20 protein-coding genes are annotated in these 25,074 nt (G+C 35.8%); 16 read left to right on the top strand and 4 right to left on the bottom strand.

From position 1 onward, the window contains the following. Positions 1-8: 8 nt before the first annotated feature. Both rnpA and rpmH read right to left on the bottom strand, forming a co-directional pair. Complete coding sequence (rnpA, locus tag BCR23_RS09340; protein ID WP_069635292.1) at positions 9-347, bottom strand: ribonuclease P protein component; 339 nt, start codon at positions 345-347, stop codon at positions 9-11. Between the two features lie 392 nt (positions 348-739). Then, positions 740-874: a 50S ribosomal protein L34 gene (gene rpmH / locus BCR23_RS09335; RefSeq protein ID WP_010762140.1), complete on the bottom strand. Its 135-nt coding sequence runs from the start codon at positions 872-874 to the stop codon at positions 740-742. A gap of 718 nt (positions 875-1,592) precedes the next feature. Between rpmH and dnaA the strand changes: the two genes are divergently transcribed. From dnaA to BCR23_RS09300, 7 genes are all read left to right on the top strand, one after another. After that, positions 1,593-2,936, top strand: a complete 1,344-nt coding sequence (gene dnaA / locus BCR23_RS09330) for a chromosomal replication initiator protein DnaA (RefSeq protein WP_069635222.1) — start codon at positions 1,593-1,595, stop codon at positions 2,934-2,936. A 199-nt stretch (positions 2,937-3,135) separates the two neighbouring features. Further along, complete coding sequence (gene dnaN, locus BCR23_RS09325) at positions 3,136-4,266, top strand: DNA polymerase III subunit beta (protein ID WP_069635221.1); 1,131 nt, start codon at positions 3,136-3,138, stop codon at positions 4,264-4,266. Between the two features lie 492 nt (positions 4,267-4,758). After that, positions 4,759-5,001 (top strand): S4 domain-containing protein YaaA, encoded by a 243-nt coding sequence (gene yaaA, locus BCR23_RS09320; RefSeq protein ID WP_069635220.1) that lies wholly within the window; start codon positions 4,759-4,761, stop codon positions 4,999-5,001. Next, positions 4,988-6,115: a DNA replication/repair protein RecF gene (gene recF, locus BCR23_RS09315; RefSeq protein WP_069635219.1), complete on the top strand. Its 1,128-nt coding sequence runs from the start codon at positions 4,988-4,990 to the stop codon at positions 6,113-6,115. Before yaaA ends, recF begins: the two co-directional genes overlap by 14 nt. Then, positions 6,112-8,061: a DNA topoisomerase (ATP-hydrolyzing) subunit B gene (gene gyrB, locus BCR23_RS09310; RefSeq protein ID WP_069635218.1), complete on the top strand. Its 1,950-nt coding sequence runs from the start codon at positions 6,112-6,114 to the stop codon at positions 8,059-8,061. Before recF ends, gyrB begins: the two co-directional genes overlap by 4 nt. A gap of 19 nt (positions 8,062-8,080) precedes the next feature. After that, a complete protein-coding gene (gyrA, locus tag BCR23_RS09305; protein ID WP_069635217.1) occupies positions 8,081-10,600 on the top strand; it encodes a DNA gyrase subunit A in 2,520 nt (839 codons plus the stop codon). A gap of 173 nt (positions 10,601-10,773) precedes the next feature. Next, positions 10,774-11,205 carry a hypothetical protein gene (locus tag BCR23_RS09300; protein WP_069635216.1) on the top strand — a complete coding sequence of 144 codons (432 nt, stop codon included), beginning with the start codon at positions 10,774-10,776 and terminating at the stop codon, positions 11,203-11,205. 39 nt (positions 11,206-11,244) lie between these two features. Here the strand turns inward: BCR23_RS09300 and BCR23_RS09295 are convergent, their stop codons facing one another. After that, on the bottom strand, positions 11,245-11,424 hold the full coding sequence (locus BCR23_RS09295) for a hypothetical protein (protein ID WP_141706728.1): 180 nt from the start codon (positions 11,422-11,424) through the stop codon (positions 11,245-11,247). 906 nt (positions 11,425-12,330) lie between these two features. Between BCR23_RS09295 and BCR23_RS09290 the strand changes: the two genes are divergently transcribed. From BCR23_RS09290 to BCR23_RS09280, 3 genes are all read left to right on the top strand, one after another. Continuing rightward, positions 12,331-13,059, top strand: a complete 729-nt coding sequence (locus tag BCR23_RS09290) for a polyphosphate polymerase domain-containing protein (protein WP_069635214.1) — start codon at positions 12,331-12,333, stop codon at positions 13,057-13,059. After that, the gene (locus tag BCR23_RS09285) at positions 13,049-13,741 is read left to right on the top strand and encodes a DUF4956 domain-containing protein (RefSeq protein ID WP_069635213.1); all 693 of its coding nucleotides are present in this window, start codon (positions 13,049-13,051) and stop codon (positions 13,739-13,741) included. The genes BCR23_RS09290 and BCR23_RS09285 overlap by 11 nt, the downstream gene beginning before the upstream one ends. A gap of 86 nt (positions 13,742-13,827) precedes the next feature. Continuing rightward, positions 13,828-17,337: an FN3 associated domain-containing protein gene (locus tag BCR23_RS09280; RefSeq protein WP_069635212.1), complete on the top strand. Its 3,510-nt coding sequence runs from the start codon at positions 13,828-13,830 to the stop codon at positions 17,335-17,337. A 76-nt stretch (positions 17,338-17,413) separates the two neighbouring features. Here BCR23_RS09280 and BCR23_RS09275 read toward each other — a convergent pair whose 3' ends face one another. After that, entirely contained in the window at positions 17,414-17,785 is a 372-nt protein-coding gene (locus tag BCR23_RS09275) for a PaaI family thioesterase (protein WP_069635211.1), read from the bottom strand. Between the two features lie 128 nt (positions 17,786-17,913). Here BCR23_RS09275 and BCR23_RS09270 point away from each other — a divergent pair, with 128 nt between their 5' ends. The 6 genes from BCR23_RS09270 (at position 17,914) to menH (ending at position 24,990) form a co-directional block, all read left to right on the top strand. Then, on the top strand, positions 17,914-18,297 hold the full coding sequence (locus BCR23_RS09270; protein WP_069635210.1) for a YccF domain-containing protein: 384 nt from the start codon (positions 17,914-17,916) through the stop codon (positions 18,295-18,297). A gap of 486 nt (positions 18,298-18,783) precedes the next feature. After that, positions 18,784-19,599 (top strand): 1,4-dihydroxy-2-naphthoyl-CoA synthase, encoded by an 816-nt coding sequence (menB, locus tag BCR23_RS09265; RefSeq protein ID WP_069635209.1) that lies wholly within the window; start codon positions 18,784-18,786, stop codon positions 19,597-19,599. Between the two features lie 13 nt (positions 19,600-19,612). Beyond that, the gene (locus BCR23_RS09260) at positions 19,613-21,082 is read left to right on the top strand and encodes an o-succinylbenzoate--CoA ligase (RefSeq protein ID WP_069635208.1); all 1,470 of its coding nucleotides are present in this window, start codon (positions 19,613-19,615) and stop codon (positions 21,080-21,082) included. After that, a complete protein-coding gene (locus tag BCR23_RS09255; RefSeq protein WP_069635207.1) occupies positions 21,079-22,461 on the top strand; it encodes an isochorismate synthase in 1,383 nt (460 codons plus the stop codon). The genes BCR23_RS09260 and BCR23_RS09255 overlap by 4 nt, the downstream gene beginning before the upstream one ends. Next, positions 22,445-24,169 carry a 2-succinyl-5-enolpyruvyl-6-hydroxy-3-cyclohexene-1-carboxylic-acid synthase gene (menD, locus tag BCR23_RS09250; protein ID WP_069635206.1) on the top strand — a complete coding sequence of 575 codons (1,725 nt, stop codon included), beginning with the start codon at positions 22,445-22,447 and terminating at the stop codon, positions 24,167-24,169. Before BCR23_RS09255 ends, menD begins: the two co-directional genes overlap by 17 nt. Beyond that, entirely contained in the window at positions 24,166-24,990 is an 825-nt protein-coding gene (gene menH / locus BCR23_RS09245; protein WP_069635205.1) for a 2-succinyl-6-hydroxy-2,4-cyclohexadiene-1-carboxylate synthase, read from the top strand. Before menD ends, menH begins: the two co-directional genes overlap by 4 nt. Positions 24,991-25,074: the final 84 nt, after the last annotated feature.

The following is a 25,074-nucleotide window of genomic DNA, read 5'->3' as shown; positions in this document are numbered from 1 at the left end:
TTCCTCTCTTATTTCAAAATTTTTGCAAGTTTTAATACATGCATGATGTTGCTGTGCATTTCTTCAGATGTTAATTTGTCAACACCTGGCCTTGCGATGATAATAAAATCACAAGTTGGATCGATTGATTCTTTTAATTGATAGATCGATGTACGGACCTTGCGTTTTACAGCATTTCTAACAACCGCATTCCCGATTTTTTTCCCTACGGATATTCCTACCCGAAAATGCTTTTGTTCCGGTTTTTCCAATACATAAACAACAAATCTGCGGTTCGCACAAGATTGTTTATGCTGAAATACTGTTTGAAATTCTTTTTCTTTTTTAACTCTATAGGATTTCTTCATTTGCATCCCTTTGTTTCTTTCTATCTTTCTTTTTTACTCACTTTACAATAATAGCATATTTCGATCATTTTTTTCCAAATTTCAGGGAAAATCTCTGGATATTTTGGTCATCATGACTCTAATTCCATATATTATCATTTTTTTGGTTTTTTTTCACTTTATTTTGTGGGAATGGGAGATTCTGGAAGCATTCTTTGATTTACGTTGTTTTTTCTGTAGTGAAGTCATGCTGCTTTGTGATTCTTCTTGGCTTTTCATTGCTAATATTTGCTTTAGTAGTAAACCTTTGGTGTTTCAAAGCAAAGAACCCTTTATTATTTTCACATATACATTGTGAAGATAATAAAGGGTTCTTAGTTTAAACTTGATTCGTTATTTAAAATCAACATAGATTATGCTGAAATAACTTTTCTGCCTTTACGACGTCTGCTCGCTAATACGTTGCGACCATTTTTTGTGCTCATGCGTTTACGGAAACCGTGAACTTTTTGACGTTTGCGTTTGTTTGGTTGATACGTTCTTTTCATCTCTTGTTCCACCTCCTGAAATTGTAACTATCCATCAATACATAGACATACTTTGATAGTATAACTAGTATTAGGTAGGTTTGTCAATAAATTTTCAGTAATTAATTTTTCTTCTTATTCATATTAAGTTATCCACAAAACAGAAAGGTTTAGGGATAACTTGTGGATAGTTTTTTTAGTAAGCACATTTCATTTTAACTTTTCTCCACACTTTTACACAAAAAAACAGGCTGTTAAAAAGTTATACACATCTTGTTTTCAAATTGTGCATAACTTCTTAAAAACCCTTTATTTATTACCTTTGTTTTACAGAAAGCATTGTGGATAAACAAAAATACTTTAAGAAATCCACGGTTTATTTCTTCTTTGTGGATAAGTTTATAACCTCCTGTGAATTTTTTTTCCACAATTCACAATTTGCCTGTGGAAAAAGTTCAAAAAAAATGCTAAAATTCTATTTGCGTATCTATTTATATTTGTGCTGCTATTTTTTATATAGAAATATTTTTTCTAGCTTCATGGGCTAGTTCCCTAGAAAAAGATAAAAACTGACTGTGGAAAAAAATACCACCTTCATTTTTCCTATTTTTCTGTCGAAACTAAACACGCCCATTACGCTTTTGCTTTGAAACACAGCAAATGAAACGAGCTGATGTTGTAAAGTACAAGAGTTTCAAAGAAACTTTTGAGCATTAATTATTATTAAGGAGGTCACTGTATGCCCGATGTGGAAAGTTTCTGGAAAGATCTAGAAGATACTTACCAGTCTGTTTTGTCTGCTCCAAGTTTTGACGCTTGGATAAAAACGACTCAACCGTTAAAGTTGGAGAATAATCAATTATGGTTAGAAGTTCCTTCTGCTGTTCATAAAGACTATTGGGAAAAGAATTTAGCCGCAAAAATCGTCGAAACTGGCTTTAAATTAACTGGTGCTGAAGTGATGCCTCATTTTGTTATTACTGGTGAAAAAGAAGTGATGACGGTTCAAGAAGAAAAAAAAGCCCCTGTGACACAAGAAAAAATTGCCGAACATGGCAAAAAGGCTTTATTAAACCCAAAATATTCTTTTGACACCTTTGTCATCGGAAAAGGAAACCAAATGGCTCACGCTGCAGCTTTAGTTGTTGCGGAAGATCCTGGTTCCATTTATAACCCGTTGTTCTTTTATGGTGGGGTCGGCTTAGGAAAAACCCATCTAATGCATGCCATTGGTCACCAAATGTTACAAAATCGACCAGATGCCAAAGTGAAATACGTTAGCAGTGAGACCTTTACAAATGAATTCATCAATTCGATCCAAACAAAGAATTCAGAACAATTTAGAAAAGAGTACCGAAATGTTGATCTTCTGTTGGTGGATGATATTCAATTTTTAGCAGAGAAAGAAGCAACATTGGAAGAATTTTTCCATACTTTTAACGATCTGTATAATGAAAATAAACAAATCGTACTGACTAGTGACCGACCGCCAAATGATATTCCAAAATTGCCAGAACGTTTAGTTTCTCGTTTTGCTTGGGGATTGTCTGTCGATATCACACCTCCAGACTTGGAGACACGAATTGCTATCTTACGGAAAAAAGCAGATGCTGAACGGTTGGAAATCCCTGACGATACACTAAGTTACATCGCAGGACAAATTGATTCTAACATTCGTGAATTAGAAGGTGCATTGGTACGTGTTCAAGCTTTTGCTACTATCAATGGCGAAGATATCACAACTAGTCTGGCAGCAGATGCATTGAAATCCTTAAAATCTGTCGGGGCTCAAAATCATCTATCAATATTACAAATCCAAGAAGAAGTGGCAAAGTATTACCATATCCAATTAAAGGATTTAAAAGGCAAGAAACGTGTAAAATCAATCGTTGTTCCTAGGCAAATCTCTATGTATCTTTCCAGAGAAATGACGGATAATTCACTGCCGAAAATTGGTGCAGAATTTGGCGGTAAAGATCATACAACAGTTATTCATGCTCACGAAAAAATCCAACAATTAATGGAAAAAGATCCAGCCATTCAAAAAGAAGTTGGAGAAATCAAAAACTTGCTTAATTCTTAGCCTGTGGATAAAAAAGAGAAAAAGAAAAAAGTTTTCCACAAGTTATACACAGGTGGAAAACTTATCTTTTATTTCGTTTCTAGACTTTTCCACAGAATTAACAAGACCTACTACTTTTATTATTTATTTATATATAAATACAAAACTGTTTTAGCAAAATATAAGCATTTAAATTCAATTAAAAAGGAGTTCAATCATTATGAAAGTAACTGTAAAAAGAAATACATTCTTACAAGAATTACAAACGGTTCAAAGAGCCATTTCTTCTAAAACAACTATTCCAATTTTAACAGGTGTTAAAATCGTTTTAACTGATGAAGGATTATCATTAACAGGTAGTAATGCAGATATTTCTATTGAAAGCTTCCTAAGCCAAGAAGATGAAAAAGCTCAAATGACAATTGAATCAACAGGTAGTATTGTTTTACAAGCTCGTTTCTTTGGTGAGATCATTCGTAAACTACCTGAAGACATGTTTACATTGGAAGTACTAGATAATAATCAAGTAGCAATTACTTCAGGAAAAGCAGATTTTACAGTTAATGGACTGGATGCAGATAATTATCCACACCTTCCTGTCATTGATGCAAAAAATCAAATTCAATTACCAGTTCATCTGTTGACAAAAATCATCAATGAAACAGGTTTTGCTGTTTCACTTCATGAAAGTCGTCCAATTTTAACTGGGGTTCATTTTATTTTAGAAAATCAAAAATTATTAGCTGTTGCAACAGATTCACACCGTTTAAGCCAACGAATCATTCCAATCGAACAAGCGGCGGAAGATTTTAACATCGTTATTCCAGGAAAAAGTTTGACCGAGCTTTCTCGTTCATTTACGAATGAAGAAGAAATGGTTGAAATTAGCATTATGGAAAATCAAGTATTGTTTAAAACACAAAATATGTACTTTTATTCTCGTTTGTTAGAAGGAAACTACCCTGATACAAATCGTTTGATTCCAACAAGTTTTAATACAGAAATCGATTTTTATGTACCAGAATTATTATCAGCAATTGATCGTGCCTCTTTATTGTCACATGAAGGCCGTAACAATATCGTTCGTTTAGCAATCGCTTCTGATTCTGTGGTTCTTTATGGAAATTCGCCAGAAATTGGTAAAGTTGAAGAACCATTGAACTACGAAAAAGTAACTGGCGATCCATTGGAAATTTCTTTTAATCCGGATTATATGAAAGATGCACTACGCGCATTTGGTGATATGAGCATTACAGTCAAATTTATTTCTGCGATTCGTCCATTTACTTTAGAACCTACAGAAACAGATTTAGACTTTATTCAGTTGATTACACCGGTTCGTACGAATTAAAAAAAATCACCTGTCTCATTTTGGGATAGGTGATTTTTTAGTTTTTTTTAAAATTGGAGATATGAATTTTATATAATTGGCTGAAACCTATTTATACATTTATTGGAAAATAACTCATTCAATGACGTAAAATAATTATTATTAGCTATATAATTGGCTAAAAAAATAACCTCCGTCAGTTATTTTCCCTAAGACAAATGCTATCAATACAGGCTTTTGAAAAGTATAAGCTGAATCTATTGATTCAAATTAATTTTTAATCTACACGAACTAATTATCATTTTATTGAAAGCTATTGAAAAAAAAGTTAAAGGCTAAACTTGCAAAATTCTTCTTAAAATGCATTTTAAGCCTTTTTTTATCGTTATAATATTTTTTGTCGATTGCATTTAAAATTGCTTAGAAACAAAATTAGACGGATAAATTTGTTTTCTGGTATAAAAAAGAGTATAATATTAGAGTAAAAGTGAAAATAAAAAAGAGGGATGCATTTTGAAAAAGACGATTGTTTTAGAGACTGATTTTATGACATTAGGTCAAGTCTTAAAAGAAATCAATGTTATTGGCAGTGGCGGTCAAGCCAAATGGTATTTAGCTGAAAATAGTGTTTTCGTTGATGGTGAATTAGAAAATCGCCGCGGAAGAAAATTATATGCTGGTATGATGATCGAGATACCTGAAGAAGGTACTTTTTTTATGGTGAAAAAAGGCGAGCCAATCGATGAGACTGAATAAAATCGAGGTGCAGCATTATCGTAACTATGATGGGCTGACCTTAGATTTTCCTAAAACATTGAATATTTTTCTAGGCGAAAACGCACAGGGAAAAACTAACCTTCTGGAAAGTATTTATGTTTTAGCGATGACCCGCAGTCACAGAACAAGTAATGAAAAAGAACTTGTTCACTGGGACAATGATTCAGCAAGGATCAGTGGTGTTATTGAAAAAAAGACAGGAACGGTACCGTTAGAAATTATAATTTCTAACAAAGGCCGAAAAACAAAGGTCAATCATATTGAGCAAAAGCGTTTAAGTTCATATATCGGTCAATTGAATGTTATTTTATTTGCACCAGAAGACTTGTCCTTAGTGAAAGGTTCACCACAGCTGAGACGTAAGTTTATTGATATGGAGCTAGGTCAAGTTAATCCTATCTATTTATATGATTTGGTTCAATACCAGTCTGTCTTAAAACAACGCAATCAATATTTGAAACAGTTGGCAGAAAAGAAACAATCAGATCTTGTTTACTTAGATATTTTGACGGAACAATTGGCTGAATTTGGCGGTAAAGTGTTATTTGCACGGCTAGAATTTATAAAGAAATTGGAACATTGGGCCAATTTATTGCAAAAGAAAATCAGTCATGAGAAAGAAGAATTAACAATTCAGTATTTTTCAAGTATCCCATTAGACAAAGAAAATTTTTCACTAGAAGAGATCCAAAAGCAGTTGCTGCAGAGTCTCCTTGACAACCGTAAACGCGAGTTGTTTAAGGCGAATACCTTTTTAGGTCCTCATCGTGATGACCTGATTTTTAATGTAAATGGGCAAAATGTCCAAACATATGGTTCACAAGGACAACAAAGAACCACTGCGTTAAGTGTAAAGCTTGCGGAAATTGATTTAATGTATTCAGAAACAGGTGAATATCCTGTGTTGTTATTGGATGATGTCATGAGTGAATTAGATAATGAACGACAATTGCACCTGCTAGAAACGATTGAAGGAAAGGTTCAAACTTTTTTAACCACCACCAGTTTGGATCATTTAAACAATAAATTAACTGTTGAACCAGATATATTTTATGTTCATCAGGGAGAGATAGAGAGGGAAGCATCTATATGACAGAAGAAGAAAAAAACATGAAAGAACGTGCACAAGAATATGATGCCAGTCAGATTCAGGTATTAGAAGGTCTTGAAGCTGTTCGTAAACGTCCGGGGATGTACATAGGATCGACTAGTTCGGAAGGTTTGCACCACTTAGTTTGGGAAATCGTTGATAATTCGATTGATGAAGCTTTGGCTGGTTTTGCCTCAAGTATCCAAGTAGTTATTGAAGAAGACAACAGTATCACTGTTGTCGATGATGGACGTGGAATTCCAGTTGGTATTCAAGCAAAAACTGGACGTCCGGCCGTAGAAACAGTCTTTACCGTTCTCCATGCCGGAGGAAAATTCGGAGGCGGCGGATATAAAGTTTCCGGCGGACTTCATGGGGTAGGTTCCTCTGTTGTTAATGCCTTATCAACAACTTTAGATGTTAAAGTCTATAAAGAAGGTAAAATTTATTACCAAGAGTTCCATCAAGGTGCTGTAAAAGATGATTTAAAAGTTATCGGTGATACAGATCGTCATGGAACAACGGTCCACTTTGTTCCAGACCCAGAAATTTTTACCGAAACAACTATCTTTAACTTTGATAAATTAGCAACACGTGTTAGAGAGCTAGCATTCTTGAATAAAGGTCTAAAAATCTCTATTGAAGATAAACGTGAAGAAAAACCTGTCTTGAAAGAATATCATTACGAAGGCGGGATCAAGAGTTACGTAGAACATTTGAATGCGAATAAAGATGTGTTATTCCCAGAGCCAGTTTTCATTGAAGGGGAACAACAAGACATCATCGTGGAAGTATCTATGCAATATACAGATGGTTACCACACAAACCTATTAAGTTTCGCCAATAACATCCATACGTATGAAGGTGGAACTCATGAATCAGGTTTCAAAACGGCATTAACACGTGTAATCAATGATTACGCCCGTAAACAAAAGATCATGAAAGAAAATGATGAGAACCTAACAGGGGAAGATGTTCGTGAAGGATTAACAGCTGTTATTTCTATCAAACACCCAGAACCTCAATTTGAAGGACAAACCAAAACAAAATTAGGAAATTCAGAAGTTCGGACGGTTACTGACCGCTTATTCTCTGAGTATTTCAATAAATTCTTGATGGAAAACCCAACTGTGGGTAAACAAATCGTAGAAAAAGGTCTATTAGCGTCTAAAGCCCGTATGGCTGCTAAAAGAGCGCGTGAAGTAACTCGTCGTAAAGGTGCTTTGGAAATCAGTAATTTACCTGGTAAATTAGCTGATTGTTCAAGTAAAGATCCTGAAAAATGCGAAATTTTCATCGTCGAAGGAGATTCAGCCGGCGGTTCAGCAAAACAAGGACGTAGCCGTGAATTCCAAGCGATCTTACCAATTCGTGGGAAAATCCTAAACGTTGAAAAAGCCAGCATGGATAAAATTTTAGCTAATGAAGAAATTCGTTCGCTATTTACTGCGATGGGAACTGGATTTGGCGCTGATTTTGATGTAGCGAAAGCTCGTTACCACAAATTAGTAATCATGACTGATGCCGATGTCGATGGCGCTCATATCCGTACGCTGTTATTGACACTCTTTTATCGTTTCATGCGTCCAGTTGTTGAAGCGGGGTATGTATATATCGCACAACCACCTTTATATGGGGTTAAGCAAGGGAAAAATATCACTTACGTTCAACCAGGGAAAAATGCTGAAGAAGAATTAGCTCAGATTTTAGCTTCTTTACCAGCAAGTCCAAAACCAAGTGTTCAGCGTTATAAAGGTCTTGGAGAGATGGATGACCATCAATTATGGGAAACAACGATGGACCCTGAGAGACGAATGATGTCACGTGTTAGTGTGGATGATGCAATTGAAGCCGATCAAATTTTTGAAATGTTGATGGGGGATCGTGTTGAACCACGCCGAGCATTTATTGAAGAAAATGCCCATTACGTGAAAAATCTAGATATTTAATTAAGAAGGAGATAGATTCATGAGTGAAGAAATGAAAGAGAACATTCAAGACGTCAATCTGACCAGTGAAATGAAAGAATCCTTCATTGATTATGCGATGAGTGTTATTGTAGCTCGCGCACTGCCAGATGTTCGTGATGGGTTAAAACCTGTTCACCGCCGTATTTTATATGGGATGAATGAGTTAGGTGTAACACCAGATAAACCTCATAAGAAATCGGCTCGTGTTGTCGGGGACGTAATGGGTAAGTACCACCCCCATGGAGATTCATCCATTTATGAAGCAATGGTACGTATGGCGCAACCATTTAGTTACCGTAGTATGCTAGTTGATGGACACGGAAACTTTGGTTCTGTCGATGGAGATGGAGCGGCTGCAATGCGTTATACCGAAGCGAGAATGAGTAAGATTGCTTTGGAGATGCTGCGTGATATTAATAAAGATACCGTTGATTTCCATGGAAACTATGATGACTCTGAACAAGAGCCTGATGTATTGCCAGCACGTTTTCCTAACCTTTTAGTCAACGGAACAACTGGGATTGCGGTAGGGATGGCTACAAATATCCCTCCTCACAACTTAACCGAGGTAATCGAAGCTGTTGGTTTACTGATGGAAAATCCAGAAGTTACAACGAATGAATTAATGGAAGTGTTACCTGGACCAGACTTTCCTACAGGTGGTTTAGTTATGGGTAAATCCGGTATTCGTCGTGCTTATGAAACTGGTCGTGGTTCGATTACTGTTCGTGCCAAAGTAGATATTACAGAAATGCCGAATGGGAAAGAACGAATTTTAGTTTCTGAATTACCATATATGGTTAACAAAGCAAAATTAATTGAACGAATTTCAGAATTGCACCGTGAAAAACGAATCGAAGGAATCACCGATTTACGTGATGAATCTTCTCGTGAAGGAATGCGGATCGTAATTGATGTTCGTCGCGATGTTAGTGCATCGGTTATTTTAAATAATTTATATAAAATGACAGCATTACAAACTTCTTTTGGCTTCAATATGTTGGCAATTGAAAAAGGTGTGCCAAAAATCTTAAGCTTGAAACAAATTCTTGAAAACTACGTAGAGCACCAAAAAGTAGTTATTACACGTCGTACAGAATTTGATAAGAAAAAAGCAGAAGCACGTGCCCACATCTTAGAAGGGTTACGAATTGCTTTAGATCATATTGATGAGATTATCTCAATTATCCGAAATTCAAGAGCAGATGATGAAGCAAAAGCTTCTTTGATCGAACGATTTGAATTTTCTGATCGTCAAGCTCAAGCAATCTTAGATATGCGTTTGCGTAGTTTAACAGGCTTGCAACGAGATAAAGTAGAAAATGAATATCAAGAATTATTGAAACTTATTTCTGATTTAAATGATATTTTAGCTCGTCCAGAACGTGTAGTTGAAATCATTAAAACCGAATTAGGTGATATCCGTGATAAATATGGTGACGCCCGACGCACAGAATTATTAGTAGGTGAAGTACTAAGTCTGGAAGACGAAGACTTGATCGAAGAAGCGGAAGTAGTTATTACATTAACGAATAATGGCTATATCAAACGTGTAGCCAATAGCGAATTTAGAGCGCAACGCCGTGGTGGACGTGGTGTTCAAGGTATGGGTGTTCATGATGATGACTTCGTGAAAAATCTTGTCTCTTGTTCAACCCATGATACGTTATTATTCTTTACGAATAACGGAAAAGTGTATCGTGCTAAAGGCTATGAGATCCCAGAATACGGCAGAACGGCTAAAGGAATTCCAGTAATCAATATGCTAGGTATTGATTCAAGTGAGAAAATCCAAGCAATTATCGCAGTTGAAGGGCAAGCTGAAGAAGGTCACTACCTATTCTTCACAACACGTAAAGGTACAGTGAAACGTACAGCCGTCAAAGCATTCTCTAATATTAGAAGCAATGGTTTGATTGCAATCGGTCTGAAAGAAGAGGACGAATTAGTCAATGTTATCTTAACAAATGGCGAACAGAACATGATCATCGGGACACACAACGGTTACTCTGTGACATTTGCTGAAACAGCAGTCCGTGACATGGGACGTACAGCATCCGGTGTGCGTGGTATTCGTCTAAGAGAAGATGATTATGTCGTAGGAGCCTCTTTATTGGACGCTGACACGGAAGTTCTAGTGTTGACGGAAAATGGATACGGTAAGCGTACAAAAGCCTCTGAGTACCCTGTGAAGGGCCGTGGCGGTAAAGGAATCAAAACAGCCAACATTACAGAGAAGAATGGTCCATTAGCAGGACTTACAACCGTTCGTGGTGATGAAGATATTCTAGTGATCACCAATAAAGGTGTTATTATTCGTTTCAACGTAGATTCAGTTTCTCAAACAGGGCGTGCCACATTGGGTGTTCGTTTAATGAGAATGGAAGAAGATGCAAAAGTTGTAACGATGGCAGTTGTTGAGCCGGAACCAGAAGTAGTAGTCGAAGAAGTTGAAGGTGTGGAAGCAACAGTTACTGAAACTGAAACACCTGATGCAGATACAACGACTGAAGAATAAAAGAAGAAAGACCCTCTCAGCAGTAATTGAGAGGGTCTTTTTTTCTCAGCTTAAACAAAATCAGTATGAATTGGATAGTTACAGTAAATATAAAAAAAATTAATTATCATAATATTTGTTTTGAAAAAAAGTATGTTTATAATAGATAGTAATAAGAAGTGAGAGGTAACGATATGATACAAGAAAAATTATTACTATCTAAAAGTTTTTCGAAACAATTAAATATTGGCACAGCACTATCAAATTTCATCGAAAATATCTTAGAGATATTCGGGGAAAAGACGACTGTTTTTGAACGTAAACCGATTACTTTTTCAGAGTATTTTTATGTTGAGTTAATTACTTTTTCAAATGGCTTTCAAGTTAGAACAAGTTTAGAACGAGATTCAGAAACATTTGAGATAAAAGCAACAGCTTATTCTGAACCAAATCATGGCTATTTATCAAATTTAACATTAGAAGAATTAAGTATCATGCGTTCACTTGTCAAAAATGAAAGAGAGTTAATCATTAACCAGAAATATTCAACCGTGGATCAAAAGGAATTAGAACTTATTTCTTCCTTGCTCATGAAATTAAAAATCATAACAGGAGAAATTATATAAATAATGCTCTACCTAAAAAAAATAAAGCAAACGAAGGGTTTACTCACTAACCTTCGTTTGTTTTTTTATATGTTTCGATTTTTTGGAAATACTTAAGTAGGTTTGGATCGTTTCTTGGATATACTCTTGATGTTGCTTTAATTGTTGCAGCGTAAAAACCGTTTTTTCTTCCCTCTGGATATACAATTGAATGTATTCTTTGATTTTAAATATTGGCATTTGTGTTTGTCGCTTTTTTAGCTCGTATCTATTTATTGAAAAATCTGCTAATTCTAAGAACAAATCTTTCAATAGACAACAAATAACCAAATATTACTCATTAATAAACGTTAAAGATCATTTTAAACGATCTTTATTCTATTGTTTTTTTACTAATATATTTTCAAAATTATTTGATCTATATGTTGATTGATGAGCAATACGAATGTTTTTAACAAAATTCAAAACATAGTTATTTATTATATGGAAAATCAATATATAGATGAATCCAGCTAAGATCAATATATGAATGAATATTTGCAAAGAGTAGTGATTAATAAGCTCATTATTCACATTTTTTTATTTATTTTTCATACATGTAGTTATTATGTTTTTGTTAATTATTATTTTTATACCTATATATAATTAAAATTTAACATTTGTTAAATAAAACGTTGCTTTTAGATTGTCATTATTTTATTATTAAGTAGGATTTTTAAATAATTCAGATGTGAATTGAGCTAGTTGTAAGAAGATCAAGTCACGAGTTAAATATCTTTTTTTAAGGTTCATTTTGAAAAAAAACAAATAAGTCTACTACGTTCAAAACTTTTCTCTAAATATCAATTTCTAAAGTTAGAAGACTAGCAAAAAGTTTGTTGCTGGATCAAATATCTTTAAACCTAGTTTGTTCCTTTGCTCGCACTTTACTCAGTTTTTGATAAATCCAGTTTAGCCAAGTTATTTCAAATAGACTTTGAACAGATCTGATAATGGAGATGAGAGGGGTTTTGTAAAGGATTTAGAACCAGAGAGGTGGTATCAAAAAAGGAATAAAAAATAGTTCAATAGCAATTTGGTCAAGAATTATTTAATAAATCTCAACTGAAAAGCTAGTGCAATGAAGGCGTTAGGAGAAGAAGGTAAATGGCTAAATTAAAAAAGAGTTTTCAAAGAAAAGAAAAAAAGTATGCACTCTCTGAAGAAACCTATCATAAATTAAGAGAGAAATTAGCACCATACATGCAAGAAGATGATTATGGATTGCATACAATTATTTCTTTATATTTTGACACTAAAAACTACAAGATGATTCGACATTCGATGAGTAAACCCATGTACAAAGAGAAGTTTCGAATCAGAAGTTATGGTGTTCCAAAAAAAGATTCAACGGTTTTTTTAGAAATAAAAAAGAAAGTCCAAGGTGTTGTTTATAAAAGAAGAATGGCTTTGACTTATTCAGCGGCTAAAGAATATATCAATGATTCTAAGCCTGTAGAATGTATGGATACAAAAGATCAACAAGTAAAAGAAGAAATAGATTGGGTACTATCTCAAAATGAACTCGAATCAAAGGTCATGATCGCCTATGATCGACGAGCGCTATTCTATAATGAGGATGAAGATTTTCGAATCACATTTGATTTCAATATTCGTTATAAAAAAGAATGTTTAAGTGAAAATCTGACTGATGAAGGAGCACGCGTGGCGCCTGAAATTGATGTATTGATGGAAGTAAAAGCTTTAGGTTCTTATCCCATCTGGTTCTCTGGTATTTTATCGGAATTAAATATTTATCCAACATCTTTTTCAAAATATGCTCAAACCTATCAGCGTTATTTATATTGTAAGGAGGATTTTAATTATGTTGTCTAGTTTATTGGTGGAAGGTTCAGGAACGCAAGGAGCCGTAGATTTACCGTTTGATAAACTTTTAATTTGTATAAGTGCATCAATCATTTTAGGGGTTCTGGTTGCTTTTGTTCACATGTATAGAAATGTATACAGTAAAAATTTTGTAATTACACTGGCAGCTCTGCCGACGTTAGTTCAATTAGTTATTATATTAGTGAATGGCAATCTAGGTACTGGTGTCGCCGTTTTAGGTGCCTTTAGTTTGATAAGGTTTCGTTCTGTTGCAGGGGGCGCTCGAGAAATTACGAGTATTTTCTGGTCAATGGGTATTGGTTTAGCAACAGGTATGGGATATGTGATGTATATTATGCTGTTTTCTCTTGTAATTGCCTGTTTCTTAATACTTTTGAATACATCAAGCTTTGGAGAGAAGACCAAAGTAGCAGAAAGAGAGTTAAAGATTACGATCCCTGAAGATTTAGATTATCCAGGACTATTTGATGATTTGTTCCAAAAATACACGTACCATGCAACGTTGGATTCCGTAAAAACAACGACCATGGGAAGTTTATATGAACTACGTTATCGAGTGATGTTAAAAGACCAAAAAGATGAAAAAGAGTTATTAGATGCTCTTCGAGTGAGAAATGGCAATTTGACTATTGTTTCTGGAAAAGTGTCTACGAATAAAGATGAGTTATAAGCAAAAAAAGAGCCAATAAGAAGTTTAAGGATATAACTATTTTTATGTAAATAATTGTTTCATATATTTTGAATTAGGGGTGCAATATGAAAAAAGGAAATGTGTTATCAATAATGGTTAAATTTTATCTACTGGTTGCTTGTTTGTTGATGTTGCCAGTTTATTCGTTTGCTGAAGATCAACAAGATCCGTCAGAGGAAGAAATCGTGAGCGAGCAAGAGAGTGATTTAAACAATTTTAATGCTGTCCAAAGTTCATTTTCTCTTGAAAATAATCTGTTTACGATAAAAAAGGAAATCTCTATCGCTATAGGTAAAGATGATGCCAAAGTTAGTGGAAGTGCAGTTAACTCAATAAGTACCGGATTGGATCTTCATGGACCATCACAATATGATACCTATCTTCGCTTTAAGGATGTATCAATTCCAGAAGATGCTGTAATAAAAGAGGCATACTTAGTTTTTTCAGCTAGAAATGCGTCTAACAAACCGACAAATTTAAAGATTTTTGGAGAACTTGGGGAAGGTCTTGAGTTTGGTGCCCAAGTAAGTTCGTTTACAAACAGAACGATGAGCCAACAATTTATAGAAATGAGTACACCGGCAAATGTAGTTGTTAATCAGAACGTTACAACAGCAAGCCTTCTACCTGTTGTAAATGAGATGAGAGCAAGCAATTCTTCACTTAATAATAGTGTATTTAAAATAGTTGGGGATAATCAAGGGTCATTTATCGCACGCTCTTTTGAATCTAATGCTCAATTAGCGCCGAAACTTGTTATTGAATATGAATCTGCTTTTGGTGAAACAGTGAATGTTATTGACACACCAAAAAATATTGCAGAGGAATATGGGACAAGACAATATGTGACTCAAAGTAGTAATTTAGAAATTGGTGGTTATTTTGCCAATTCATTAACACCAGGTAATAAGCAAATCACAGGGGTGCGATTTAATAATGTTCAACTCCCGAAAGAGGCAGAGATAGAGGAGGCTTATCTTGAGTTTGTAACTGCTTCTACAACAACAAATAATGCCGTTTCTACTATGGAAATTCGTACAGAGATGGGGGAAACTCAAGAGTATCAAAGTACAGTCAAAAATATTAGTAATCGGCAATATGGTCAGTTAGCCGTTCGTTATGAACAAAAAGCATTTACCAATCGTAAAGAGGTCGTTCGGACAGCGAATGTCAGTGATTTAATCAATGAACAACGATTAAATGGCTGGACATCTGGAAATGCACTAGCATTTAAAATAGATGGGAATAACTTTATTGGTAGTGTCTATTCTTCTGGTAAAGAAACTGCCCCAAAATTGGTCATTCGTTATAAATATAATACTACGCCACCGACTTTTAATGATGTAATCACTGATCCTAAAGCGATCGAGCGTGTATTTATCAATGAGGTTTCTTCGGAAGGGACAAAAGAGTCAAAAGATACGTGGATCGAACTCTATAATGACAATGAACAAGCGGTTTTATTAGACAAGGATGTTTATGTAACAAACAAAAAGAAACAAGCTGAGCTAACAAACATCATTATCCCAGCTAAAGAGTATCGTACTCTTTATTTGGATGGAAAATCAGATCGAGGTACTGATCACCTTGCTTTTGAATTAAGTTCACAGGGAGATGTGAAACTTTTAGAAAAAAGTCAAGGGAAAGATCGAATCATAGATATGCTTGAATTTAAAAAGCAAAAATACAATCAAACCTATGGACGAAAACCAGATGGCAGCTCAAATACAACTCTTTTAAATACGCCAACATTTAATTATTCCAACAATGAAGCAAAAGCTAATGCAACCTTATCATTCGATCATGAACGGGGGATTTATGAAACTGGGTTCAATCTTTCATTAACAGCGGATGCTGGATTAACGATTGCCTATACGCTAGATGGTAGTGATCCAACAAAAACAAATGGCGTGACTTATACAGGTCCAATTGATATTAAACAAACGTGTGTGGTTAAAGCAGTTGCATTTGATAATGATAGAATGACGGAAATAAGCAGTCACACATTTGTTTTACAAGATAATTATAAAAATGAAAAAATAGAAGGCATTAAATGGCGCCATAAACAAATCGTCAATGAAGAAGAATATGCGTCTTCATTGAAACAATTTCCGATCGTTTCCGTTACAAGTGATTTAAAAAATCTAGATAAAAATAATGATGCGATTGGTACATTTGAATATATTGATGCACATATAAAAAGTGGCAATAAGAATTATGTTAGTACAGCTTCAAGTAAAAAATACGGACAGTTTAGTGCCAATCAAGAGAATTCAGGTGTGACAGTCAAATTTAATCGTAATGCGAATACCAAAAAAGCTAAATACTCATTTTTTGAAACCTACCCTAATGATGCATTTCCAGTGGTAAAGAAATTTGCAAGACTGAAATTAAAAGAGGGGCAAGATGGTCCACAAAATGATATTTATGGGTTAGGCTACAATCGCTATGATGAGAAAGTGACCAATACATTGGCTAAAGATATGAAAAAAATAGCGCTTGATTCGCGATATGTTCATTATTATTATAATGGAAAATATATGGGACTAAAAACCTTAAAAGAAGATTTTGGGGAGAAGATGTTTGAAGAGTATTTTGGTGGAAATGATACGGATTATACCAAAATTAGATTCCAAGATGGTAGTTTTCCTTCTGGTACCATTGAAAGTGATGATGCAGCAATCAAGTCGAGTGTAGCTTCTATCATCAAAATAAAAGATTTCCAAGAAGCTAAACAGTATATTGATATGGATGATTTTATTAAAACACAAATTCTATTTATGTTTGTTGACACTGAGAGAGAAATCGATGCTGTCATTGCCAATGCAACAGTACAAGGTGATCCTAATTCAGTGAAGATGACATTTAATGTGAATGATACAGACGGTGCTTTTCATAACAACAATTTAACTGGAACACGTCAAGCTGCGTTAGCAGGTGGTGGTGGTACTTACCGTTACAAATGGAATAGTGATGTTCTTTCACGAAGAGGTGCAGGGGGCATGTTTGGTGCCTTTTCTGGCGATAGTACGAATCCTAGTTTAGGAAATCTAGAATTCAAAACATTCGTTAAGGATCAGGTACTAAAACAAATTGGTCCAGCTAAAGGGGATTTTAAAGGAGCAAAAGGCGCTCCACTTTCTGTAGATAATGTACAACGTGTAATTTTGGATAATACGAAGGAACTTGAACTTCCTTATAAATTAGATGCAGCCTTTATGGCAACAAGAAAAACCATATATACTGACTGGTTGAAACAACAAGAAAAGGTTATTCCTCAAGTAGAAGATCGTGTGAAATTTTCTCTTCAAATGTGGCAGAAATATAATATGGCACACACACTAGATCCTGTTGAGATTTCTAATAAAAATGAACAGCTAGTTTTTACGAATCCAAATGTTGAAACTGAGGTTTATTACACATTAGATGGAACAGACCCAATGGGACCAAATGGAAGTATTTCTGAGAGTGCAGTAAAATTTGAATCTAATACGGCGCTTAACTCACAATCAACAGTTACAGTTAGAGCTTTCCAAGCGAATAACTGGGGACCAATCAGCCGATCTGTAAAATAGCATAAATTTTCGTGTAATTGATGAAATTTAGAGGATGAAATAAAAGTGAAAAACACTTTTGTTTCATCCTCATTTTTTATGATTCATGTTTTCGACTCATCAACGTACAACGTCCAACACAAGTCAATTCACCGACATCGTTAAAGACTTTTCCTTCCCAAACTTGAATCACTTGGCCTACACGATCAGCTGTGGCAATCACTGTTATTGTTCCTTTAGCGACACTTTTTAAGTGATTAATCTGAAGATCGACACCAACTGCATAAGAATGTGAATCAAGCTGTTCATTAGCGCCAAGACTGCAAGCAGTTTCGATCAATACACCATTGATTCCACCATGTAAAATCCCATAAGGTTGTTTGTGGAAATCTTCTATTTTCATTGATAAAATGACTTTTTCTTTGGATAGTTCGGTTGTTTCTATTTTTAAATAATCTAATAAATGCATTACAATCAATCCTTTCGTTATTGAGGATGAGTAAAGTATATCATAGATAAAGGAATTGTTTATCTTAACAAAGTTTCAATTTTGGTAGTATAATAGTGTTATTAAGATCGAAAGTAGAGGATGTAGGAATGGGTTGTTTAGGAAATATTATTTGGTTTATTTTTGGCGGATTCGCTGGAGGTTTGGCATGGTGTTTAGCAGGAGTTCTTTGGTGTATCACGATTGTCGGAATTCCGATTGGTTTGCAATGTTTTAAGCTTGCAGGGTTGAGCTTTTGGCCGTTTGGTAAAAAAGTTATTTATAGTACAAGCAGTATGTCATTTTTAGTGAATATTCTTTGGGTGGTTTTCAGCGGCTTTTGGTTAGCGGTTGGCCATTGTATAAGTGGGATTCTTTTATGCGTGACAATTATTGGGATTCCATTTGGGATGCAATCGTTTAAATTAGCTAAACTAGCATTGATGCCTTTTGGAGCCCAAGTAGTACCTACGAATAGTGTTTATATGGAATAAGAAAAAGGAGTTGAGCTGAATTGTCGGTCCAACTTCTTTTTCTTATTTAGATATTTCTCTGCATGACTGTTCTAACGTGTAATTTCTTCTAAAACGAAAGATTAAATTAGCACTGCTTTGTTTAATATTTCACTGCTCTTTAAACCGTCTATCATTCTAAAACTCGTATATTTGTGTATAATAGAAGCATTGATTAAGGTTGAATGAGCCTGTTCAGCTTTTAAAATGTTACCTAGCTGCACAAATCAATCCTTCGGAAAATAGATAAATTGTCAATGAAACAAAGAGCGTTTCAATGTCAATATCCTAATTTTCTACAGGATTAACCGATTTGTCTCGCTTTAAATGTTATCTAGCTGCACAAGTCAGCTTTTCGGAAAAAGATAAATGATGAATAATGCAAAAAGCACCTTAGTCATAATTTCCTATTTTTCTATCAGAGATAAGCGGCTTGTTCCGCTTTTAAAATTATAAGGAGGTTTCCTCATGAGAAACTGGACAACGATCAAAGAGTACGAAGAAATTTTATTTGAACAAGAAGGTAAAGTAGCGAAAATCACTATTAATCGTCCTCATGTGCATAATGCTTTTACACCAAAAACGGTTATGGAAATGATTGACGCATTTAACATTAGTCGCGATAGACAAGATATTGGCGTGATTATTTTAACGGGTGCAGGAGATAAAGCGTTTTGTTCTGGTGGAGACCAAAAAGTCCGTGGACATGGTGGCTACGTAGGTGAAGACAGTGTTCCTCGTTTGAATGTATTAGACTTACAACGTTTGATTCGTGTGATTCCCAAACCAGTCATTGCAATGGTTAAAGGGTATTCAATCGGAGGCGGAAATGTTCTTCAACTTGTTTGTGATTTAACAATTGCAGCTGATAATGCAAAATTTGGTCAAACAGGACCAAATGTGGGTAGCTTTGACGGCGGTTATGGTTCTGGTTATTTAGCTCGTGTGATTGGTCATAAAAAAGCAAAAGAAGTTTGGTTCTTATGTAAACAATATTCAGCTGAAGAAGCATTAGATATGGGCTGGATCAATACGGTTGTACCTTTGGATGAAGTAGAAGATGTAACGATGGAATGGGCAGAAGAAATGTTGAAGAAAAGTCCACTTGCGCTGCGCATGATTAAAGCTTCTCTAAACGCTGATACAGATGGACTTGCCGGAATTCAGCAATTAGCAGGTGATGCGACATTACTTTATTACACAATGGATGAAGCCAAAGAAGGGCGAGATTCATTTAAAGAAAAACGTGATCCTGATTTCGACCAATTCCCTAAATTCCCATAAAAGGATGAAGAACATGAGTAGTTGGCTACAAAAACAAGTAAACGAAAGACCCAATCATCCTGCTTTTTACTGGCAGGATGAAACATGGTCGTTTGCTGAAGTTGCTCAAGAAGTAACACATTGGGCAGCAGAATTTTCTTCAAAAATCCCAAATAAAGAAAAACGAATCGGCTTATTTAGCCGGAATTCAAAAGAAATGTATTTTTCGATTTTAGCGTTGTGGGAGTTAGGAAAAGAGCTAGTTTTATTAAATACACATTTAAGCTTGCAGGAACTCCACTATCAATTGACCGATGCTTCGGTGAATCAGGTAGTGGTTTCTACAGAGAGTTTACCGTTTTTCTCAGAGTTGAACCAAGTAACGGTCATTGAAATGTCACGTTTAAATTGTGGAGATAAAAAACTAATCGAAACGAATGCTACGTACCAACTTGATGCTACCGCTTCGATCATGTATACATCAGGCACAACAGGCAATCCCAAAGGCGTGGTGCAGTGTTTTAGCAATCATCTAGCAAGTGCTTTGGCAACGCAAGAAAATATGAGTATCACAACGGATGATTGCTGGCTGTGTCCTGTACCATTATTCCACATTAGTGGTCTGTCAATTGTGATTCGTCAATTAGTGTTGGGGTGCAGTCTGCGTTTATATAGTAAATTCGATGCAAAAATAGTGACGAATGATTTGGCTAAAGGCTGTGGAACAGTCATCTCTGTCGTAGCAGTCATGCTGCAAGAGTTATTGGAACTACATCCTGAGAAAGGCTATAGTTCAAACTTTAAGGCGATGTTACTTGGCGGCGGGCCAATTTCGTCTAAGGCGTTGGAACAATGCGAAAGTTATGGAATTCCTGTGATACAATCATATGGAATGACGGAAACCTGTTCTCAAGTCGTTGCTTTAAGTTTTGAAGATGCTTCTGCAAAAATTGGTTCTGCTGGTAAACCACTAAAAGGTATGAGTATCAAAATCGTTGATGATACAGGACGGTTACTTAAGCAAAATGAAGTTGGAGAAGTCTTGCTAAAAGGAAACAACGTCGTCCAGCAGTATTTAAATGGTGAACAATGGCAAAAGGTAAAATGGACGGTAGATGGCTGGTTTAAAACGGGGGATATGGGTTATTTGGATAAAGATGGCTACCTGTATTTAGTCAGTCGTTTAAGTGAGTTGATTATTTCAGGTGGTGAAAATATTTATCCCACAGAAATCGAGCATGTCATCCAAGAGTTTCCTGGGGTAAAAGAAGTTGCAGTAGTTGGTGAGCCTGATGAAAAATGGGGTGCTGTTCCTGTTGCTTACATCGTTGGTGAACCGACAATTACAGTGGAAAAAATAAATACATTTGCTCAGGCTTATTTGGCAAGGTATAAATTACCTAAACGGATTTATCTGTGCCATTCTTTGCCGAAAACTGCCAGTGGAAAATTAGCAAAACATCGTTTAACAACAATAGAAAGGGAGGCTTTTTTAAGCAAATGAGCATTCCTAAAGAATTAGAACAAGCTTACGAAAAAGGTTATCGTCAATTTAGTTGGGTCAAGGAATTAAATGAATGCACAGATTCTTTGCGTACTTATTTTGAGAAGGGGAAAAAAATATTTAAAGGTGAACGCTTTTATTGGCAAACCCCTGAAAAAGACTTTATTTTAGTAGGTTTTGGTAAAGAAAAAGAATTGATATATAATCAGGCATCTTTTGAACAAGTAGATGCATTTATTTTAGAAGAAAAAGAAAAGATTTATCAAAATCATTTTATTACAGGAACAGGAGCTATTTTATTTGGTGCGTTTGCCTTTGATAAAAAGCCGCCCAAACGCAATGATTGGGGTGCTATGGAACAAGGACTGTTTTATCTACCAACTTTTTTGATTACTCAACTTGGGGAAAAACAGTACATCACCATTAATTTTAGTGCCCAAACGCAAGAGATCCTGCAGAAAAAGTGGGTAGAACTTACGTCACAATTCGCTGATTTGATGGATAGTCAAGTACTAGTAGACAAAGAAGCTACTCAAATAGAATCCAAAGAAGTTGCTGTAGCTGAATGGCTGGCTGTTGTTGATGAAACAGTGGAAAAACTTAGAGAAGCAGGTCCGTTAGAAAAGGTTGTTTTAGCTAGACAGATGGAAGTGAAAAGTAACGTTCCATTTCAAGCGGATACTATTTTAGAAAATCTCCAAGAACAACAAACGAATACGTACTTTTTTGTTTTAGAATCAGGTGAACATGTATTTATTGGTGCTACCCCTGAACGCTTATTAAAAGCTTCTACGACGATTTTTTCAACGGCTAGCATTGCAGGTTCTGTTTCACGTGGAACAACAGAGGCGGAAGATGCGGAGCTAGGAAATTACTTATTGAATGATATCAAAAATCGCCAAGAACATAAAATTGTTGTGGATCGAATCATCAAAGAATTAGAAATGATGACAGGCACCACCATTCAGACGCAACAACCGCAATTGTTAAAAAATCGCGATATTCAGCATTTGCATTTGCCTATTGAAGGACAACGACAAAAAGACTATCGTTTCTTAAAAGGAATCAAGCAATTGCACCCAACACCAGCATTAGGCGGTGAACCGAAGAATTTAGCTTTGGATTGGCTTAAGGAACATGAACAGTTGGATCGAGGGTTATATGGGGCGCCAATTGGCTGGATCGCTATCAAAGAAGATGTGGGGGAATTTGCAGTAGGAATTCGCTCGGCAGTATTTTCTGGGAATGTTGGCTACCTGTATGCAGGTTGTGGAATCGTTAAAGATTCTCAAGCAGAACAAGAAAGAATTGAGACAAAAATTAAATTTCAACCAATGTTAAGAGGAATAGGCGGGGATGACCATGACAAATCAAAGTGAAATGACACACTATTTACAAGCTTTTGTTGAAGGAATGATCAGCAGTGGCGTAGAGCAGGCTGTCATTAGCCCTGGTTCTCGCTCTACACCCTTAGCGTTGTTATTACATCGTCAAGAAAAGGTTGAGACGTTTATTGAAGTAGATGAACGCTCGGCTGCGTTTTTTGCTCTAGGTTTAAGCAAAGCGAACTGTAAGCCAGTTGCTCTGTTATGTACATCAGGGACGGCCGCTGCAAATTACTACCCAGCAATTTGTGAAGCGAATGCCAGTCACATTCCATTAATGATTTTAACGACTGATCGGCCCCATGAACTGCGTCAAGTCGGTGCACCACAAGCGATGGATCAGTTTCACTTATTCCAAAGTCATGTAAAATCATTTATAGAAATGGCACTTCCAGAAGGAACAAAAGACATGTTGGACTATGCTTACTGGCAAGGAATGCGGGCAACAGATACAGCCTGTCAAACACCAAAAGGCCCCGTTCATTTGAATTTTCCATTAAGAGAACCGCTATTACCTGATTTGAATCAATCCTTGGTTGCTGAAAAAACAACTAAAATTCTTGCAGGTAAAAAACAACTGTCAGAAGAGCAACTAGTTGAGTGCGTGAAGGCATGGCAAGGGAAAAAAGGCGTTTTGATCATTGGTGGAAGTCATTCACTAGAAGAAGCCGAAGTATTTATTGCTTTAGCAGAGGTGTTAAACTGGCCGATTATTAGTGATCCATTAGCAAACATTACTTCATGTGGCAAAAACAGCCCTTTGATTATGAGCTATGCTGACCTGTTTATCCAAGAAGTGCCGATGATTCAGCATCCAGAAGTAATTGTTCGATTTGGACTGTTGCCTATCTCCAAAAATACAATGTTATGGTTGAAGTCACTGAATGAGACTACGGTAACCTACTTTGTTGATGAGACAGGTGAATGGCAGGATCAATTAAAACAAACCCAAGTTGCTATCCAAGTTGAAGAACAGCTTTTTGCTCAAGCGATTACAGATAAAATCAAAGTGAAAACACCAGATTCATGGTGCAGTCAATGGGTCGACTGGCAAAAAACAACTGAAGAACAATTAACGGAACTTAGCGAATTGAATGCACTAAACGAAACCTCTGCAAGTATTCTTGTTCATAAAAAGATGACAGCTGACGGTCAATTGTTTGTTTCAAATAGCAACGCTATTCGTTTTTTAGATCGGTTCTCAACACCTGAGACTAATCACTATCAATTATTTGGTAACCGCGGTATCAATGGAATTGACGGGATTGTTTCAACAGCTTTGGGAATGTGTGCAACCAATCCAGATCGTCAGAATGTCTTATTGATCGGGGACTTGGCCATGTATCATGATATGAATGGTTTATTATTAGCAAAACGATATAATTTACCATTAACGATTGTTTTACTAAACAATAATGGCGGGGGTATTTTCTCTTTTCTTTCACAGAGCCAGTTAACAGTAGAAGATTTTGAACCGGTTTTTGGAACGCCGATTGATTTAGATTTTTCTTTAGTTGCCCAATTATATGATGCAAAATATGTGAAGGCTGAAAGTTTAGAACACTTAGATCAACTGCTGGAAGGGACGAAGAAACAACCGGTATTCCAAATAATCGAAGTAGTCGGTGATCGTCAAGAGAATGTATTGTTGTACGAAAAAGTGATTGATGGGTTGAGGAAAAAGCTTGGGAGAAAGAAATGAAAATCAACATAAATGGCGTAAATTATTATTATGAGTGGCTTTCACCCTATGAAGCAGATCGATTAACTTTGGTTTGTTTTCATGGGTTTACTGGTACGAGTGATACATTTATACCCACCTTTCAAAAAGAACAAGATATAAATATTTTAGCTATCGATTTAATTGGTCATGGTCAAACAGATTGTTATGTTCACCCTTATCGCTATCAGCTGGATTGTTTATGTCAGGATATTGCTTTGTTGACAGAAAATTTGGGGATATTCCAGTTTGCTTTGTTAGGCTATTCAATGGGTGCTAGAGCGGCGTTAGGGTTTACCTGCCTATTTCCTCAGAAAGTATTACAACTAATCTTAGAGAGCGGTTCTCCAGGCTTAGAAAGCAAGACAGAGCGAATGGCTCGTAAACGTTCTGATGAGGATTTAGCTGGTTTTATTATGAGTAGACCAATTGAAGAGTTTGTTGATAAGTGGGAGAGGTTATCTCTTTTTGATAGTCAAAAAAGACTACCGATTCAAACCAAGAAAACGCTCAGACAAGAACGCTTATCACAGCGTCCTTACGGTCTTGCTTGTAGTTTATGGTATATGGGTACGGGAGTTCAGCCTGATTTTTGGTCAGCGTTGGCTAATATAGATATTCCTATCTTGTTGATTGTGGGAGAATTAGATCCTAAATTTCAACAAATTGCGCAAAAAATGAAAACAAAACATCCAGTTATAGATATTGAAATCGTGAGTGGTGCGGGTCATTGTATTCATTTGGAAAAACCACAGGTGTTTGAGGAAGTTGTTTTAACATTTCTATCTCGTTTTACGGGCTAGCTCCCGTCCCCCCGTGCGCTTTAGCTTTGAAAGATAAGAATCAGTTATCAGTTACGGAACATAGTTACCTATAATTTAAGGAGG

Source organism: Enterococcus quebecensis, assembly GCF_001730365.1.
Classification (GTDB): domain Bacteria; phylum Bacillota; class Bacilli; order Lactobacillales; family Enterococcaceae; genus Enterococcus_L; species Enterococcus_L quebecensis.
Note: the sequence above shows the minus strand (reverse complement) of the source record. Positions and strands in the feature narration are given on the sequence as shown.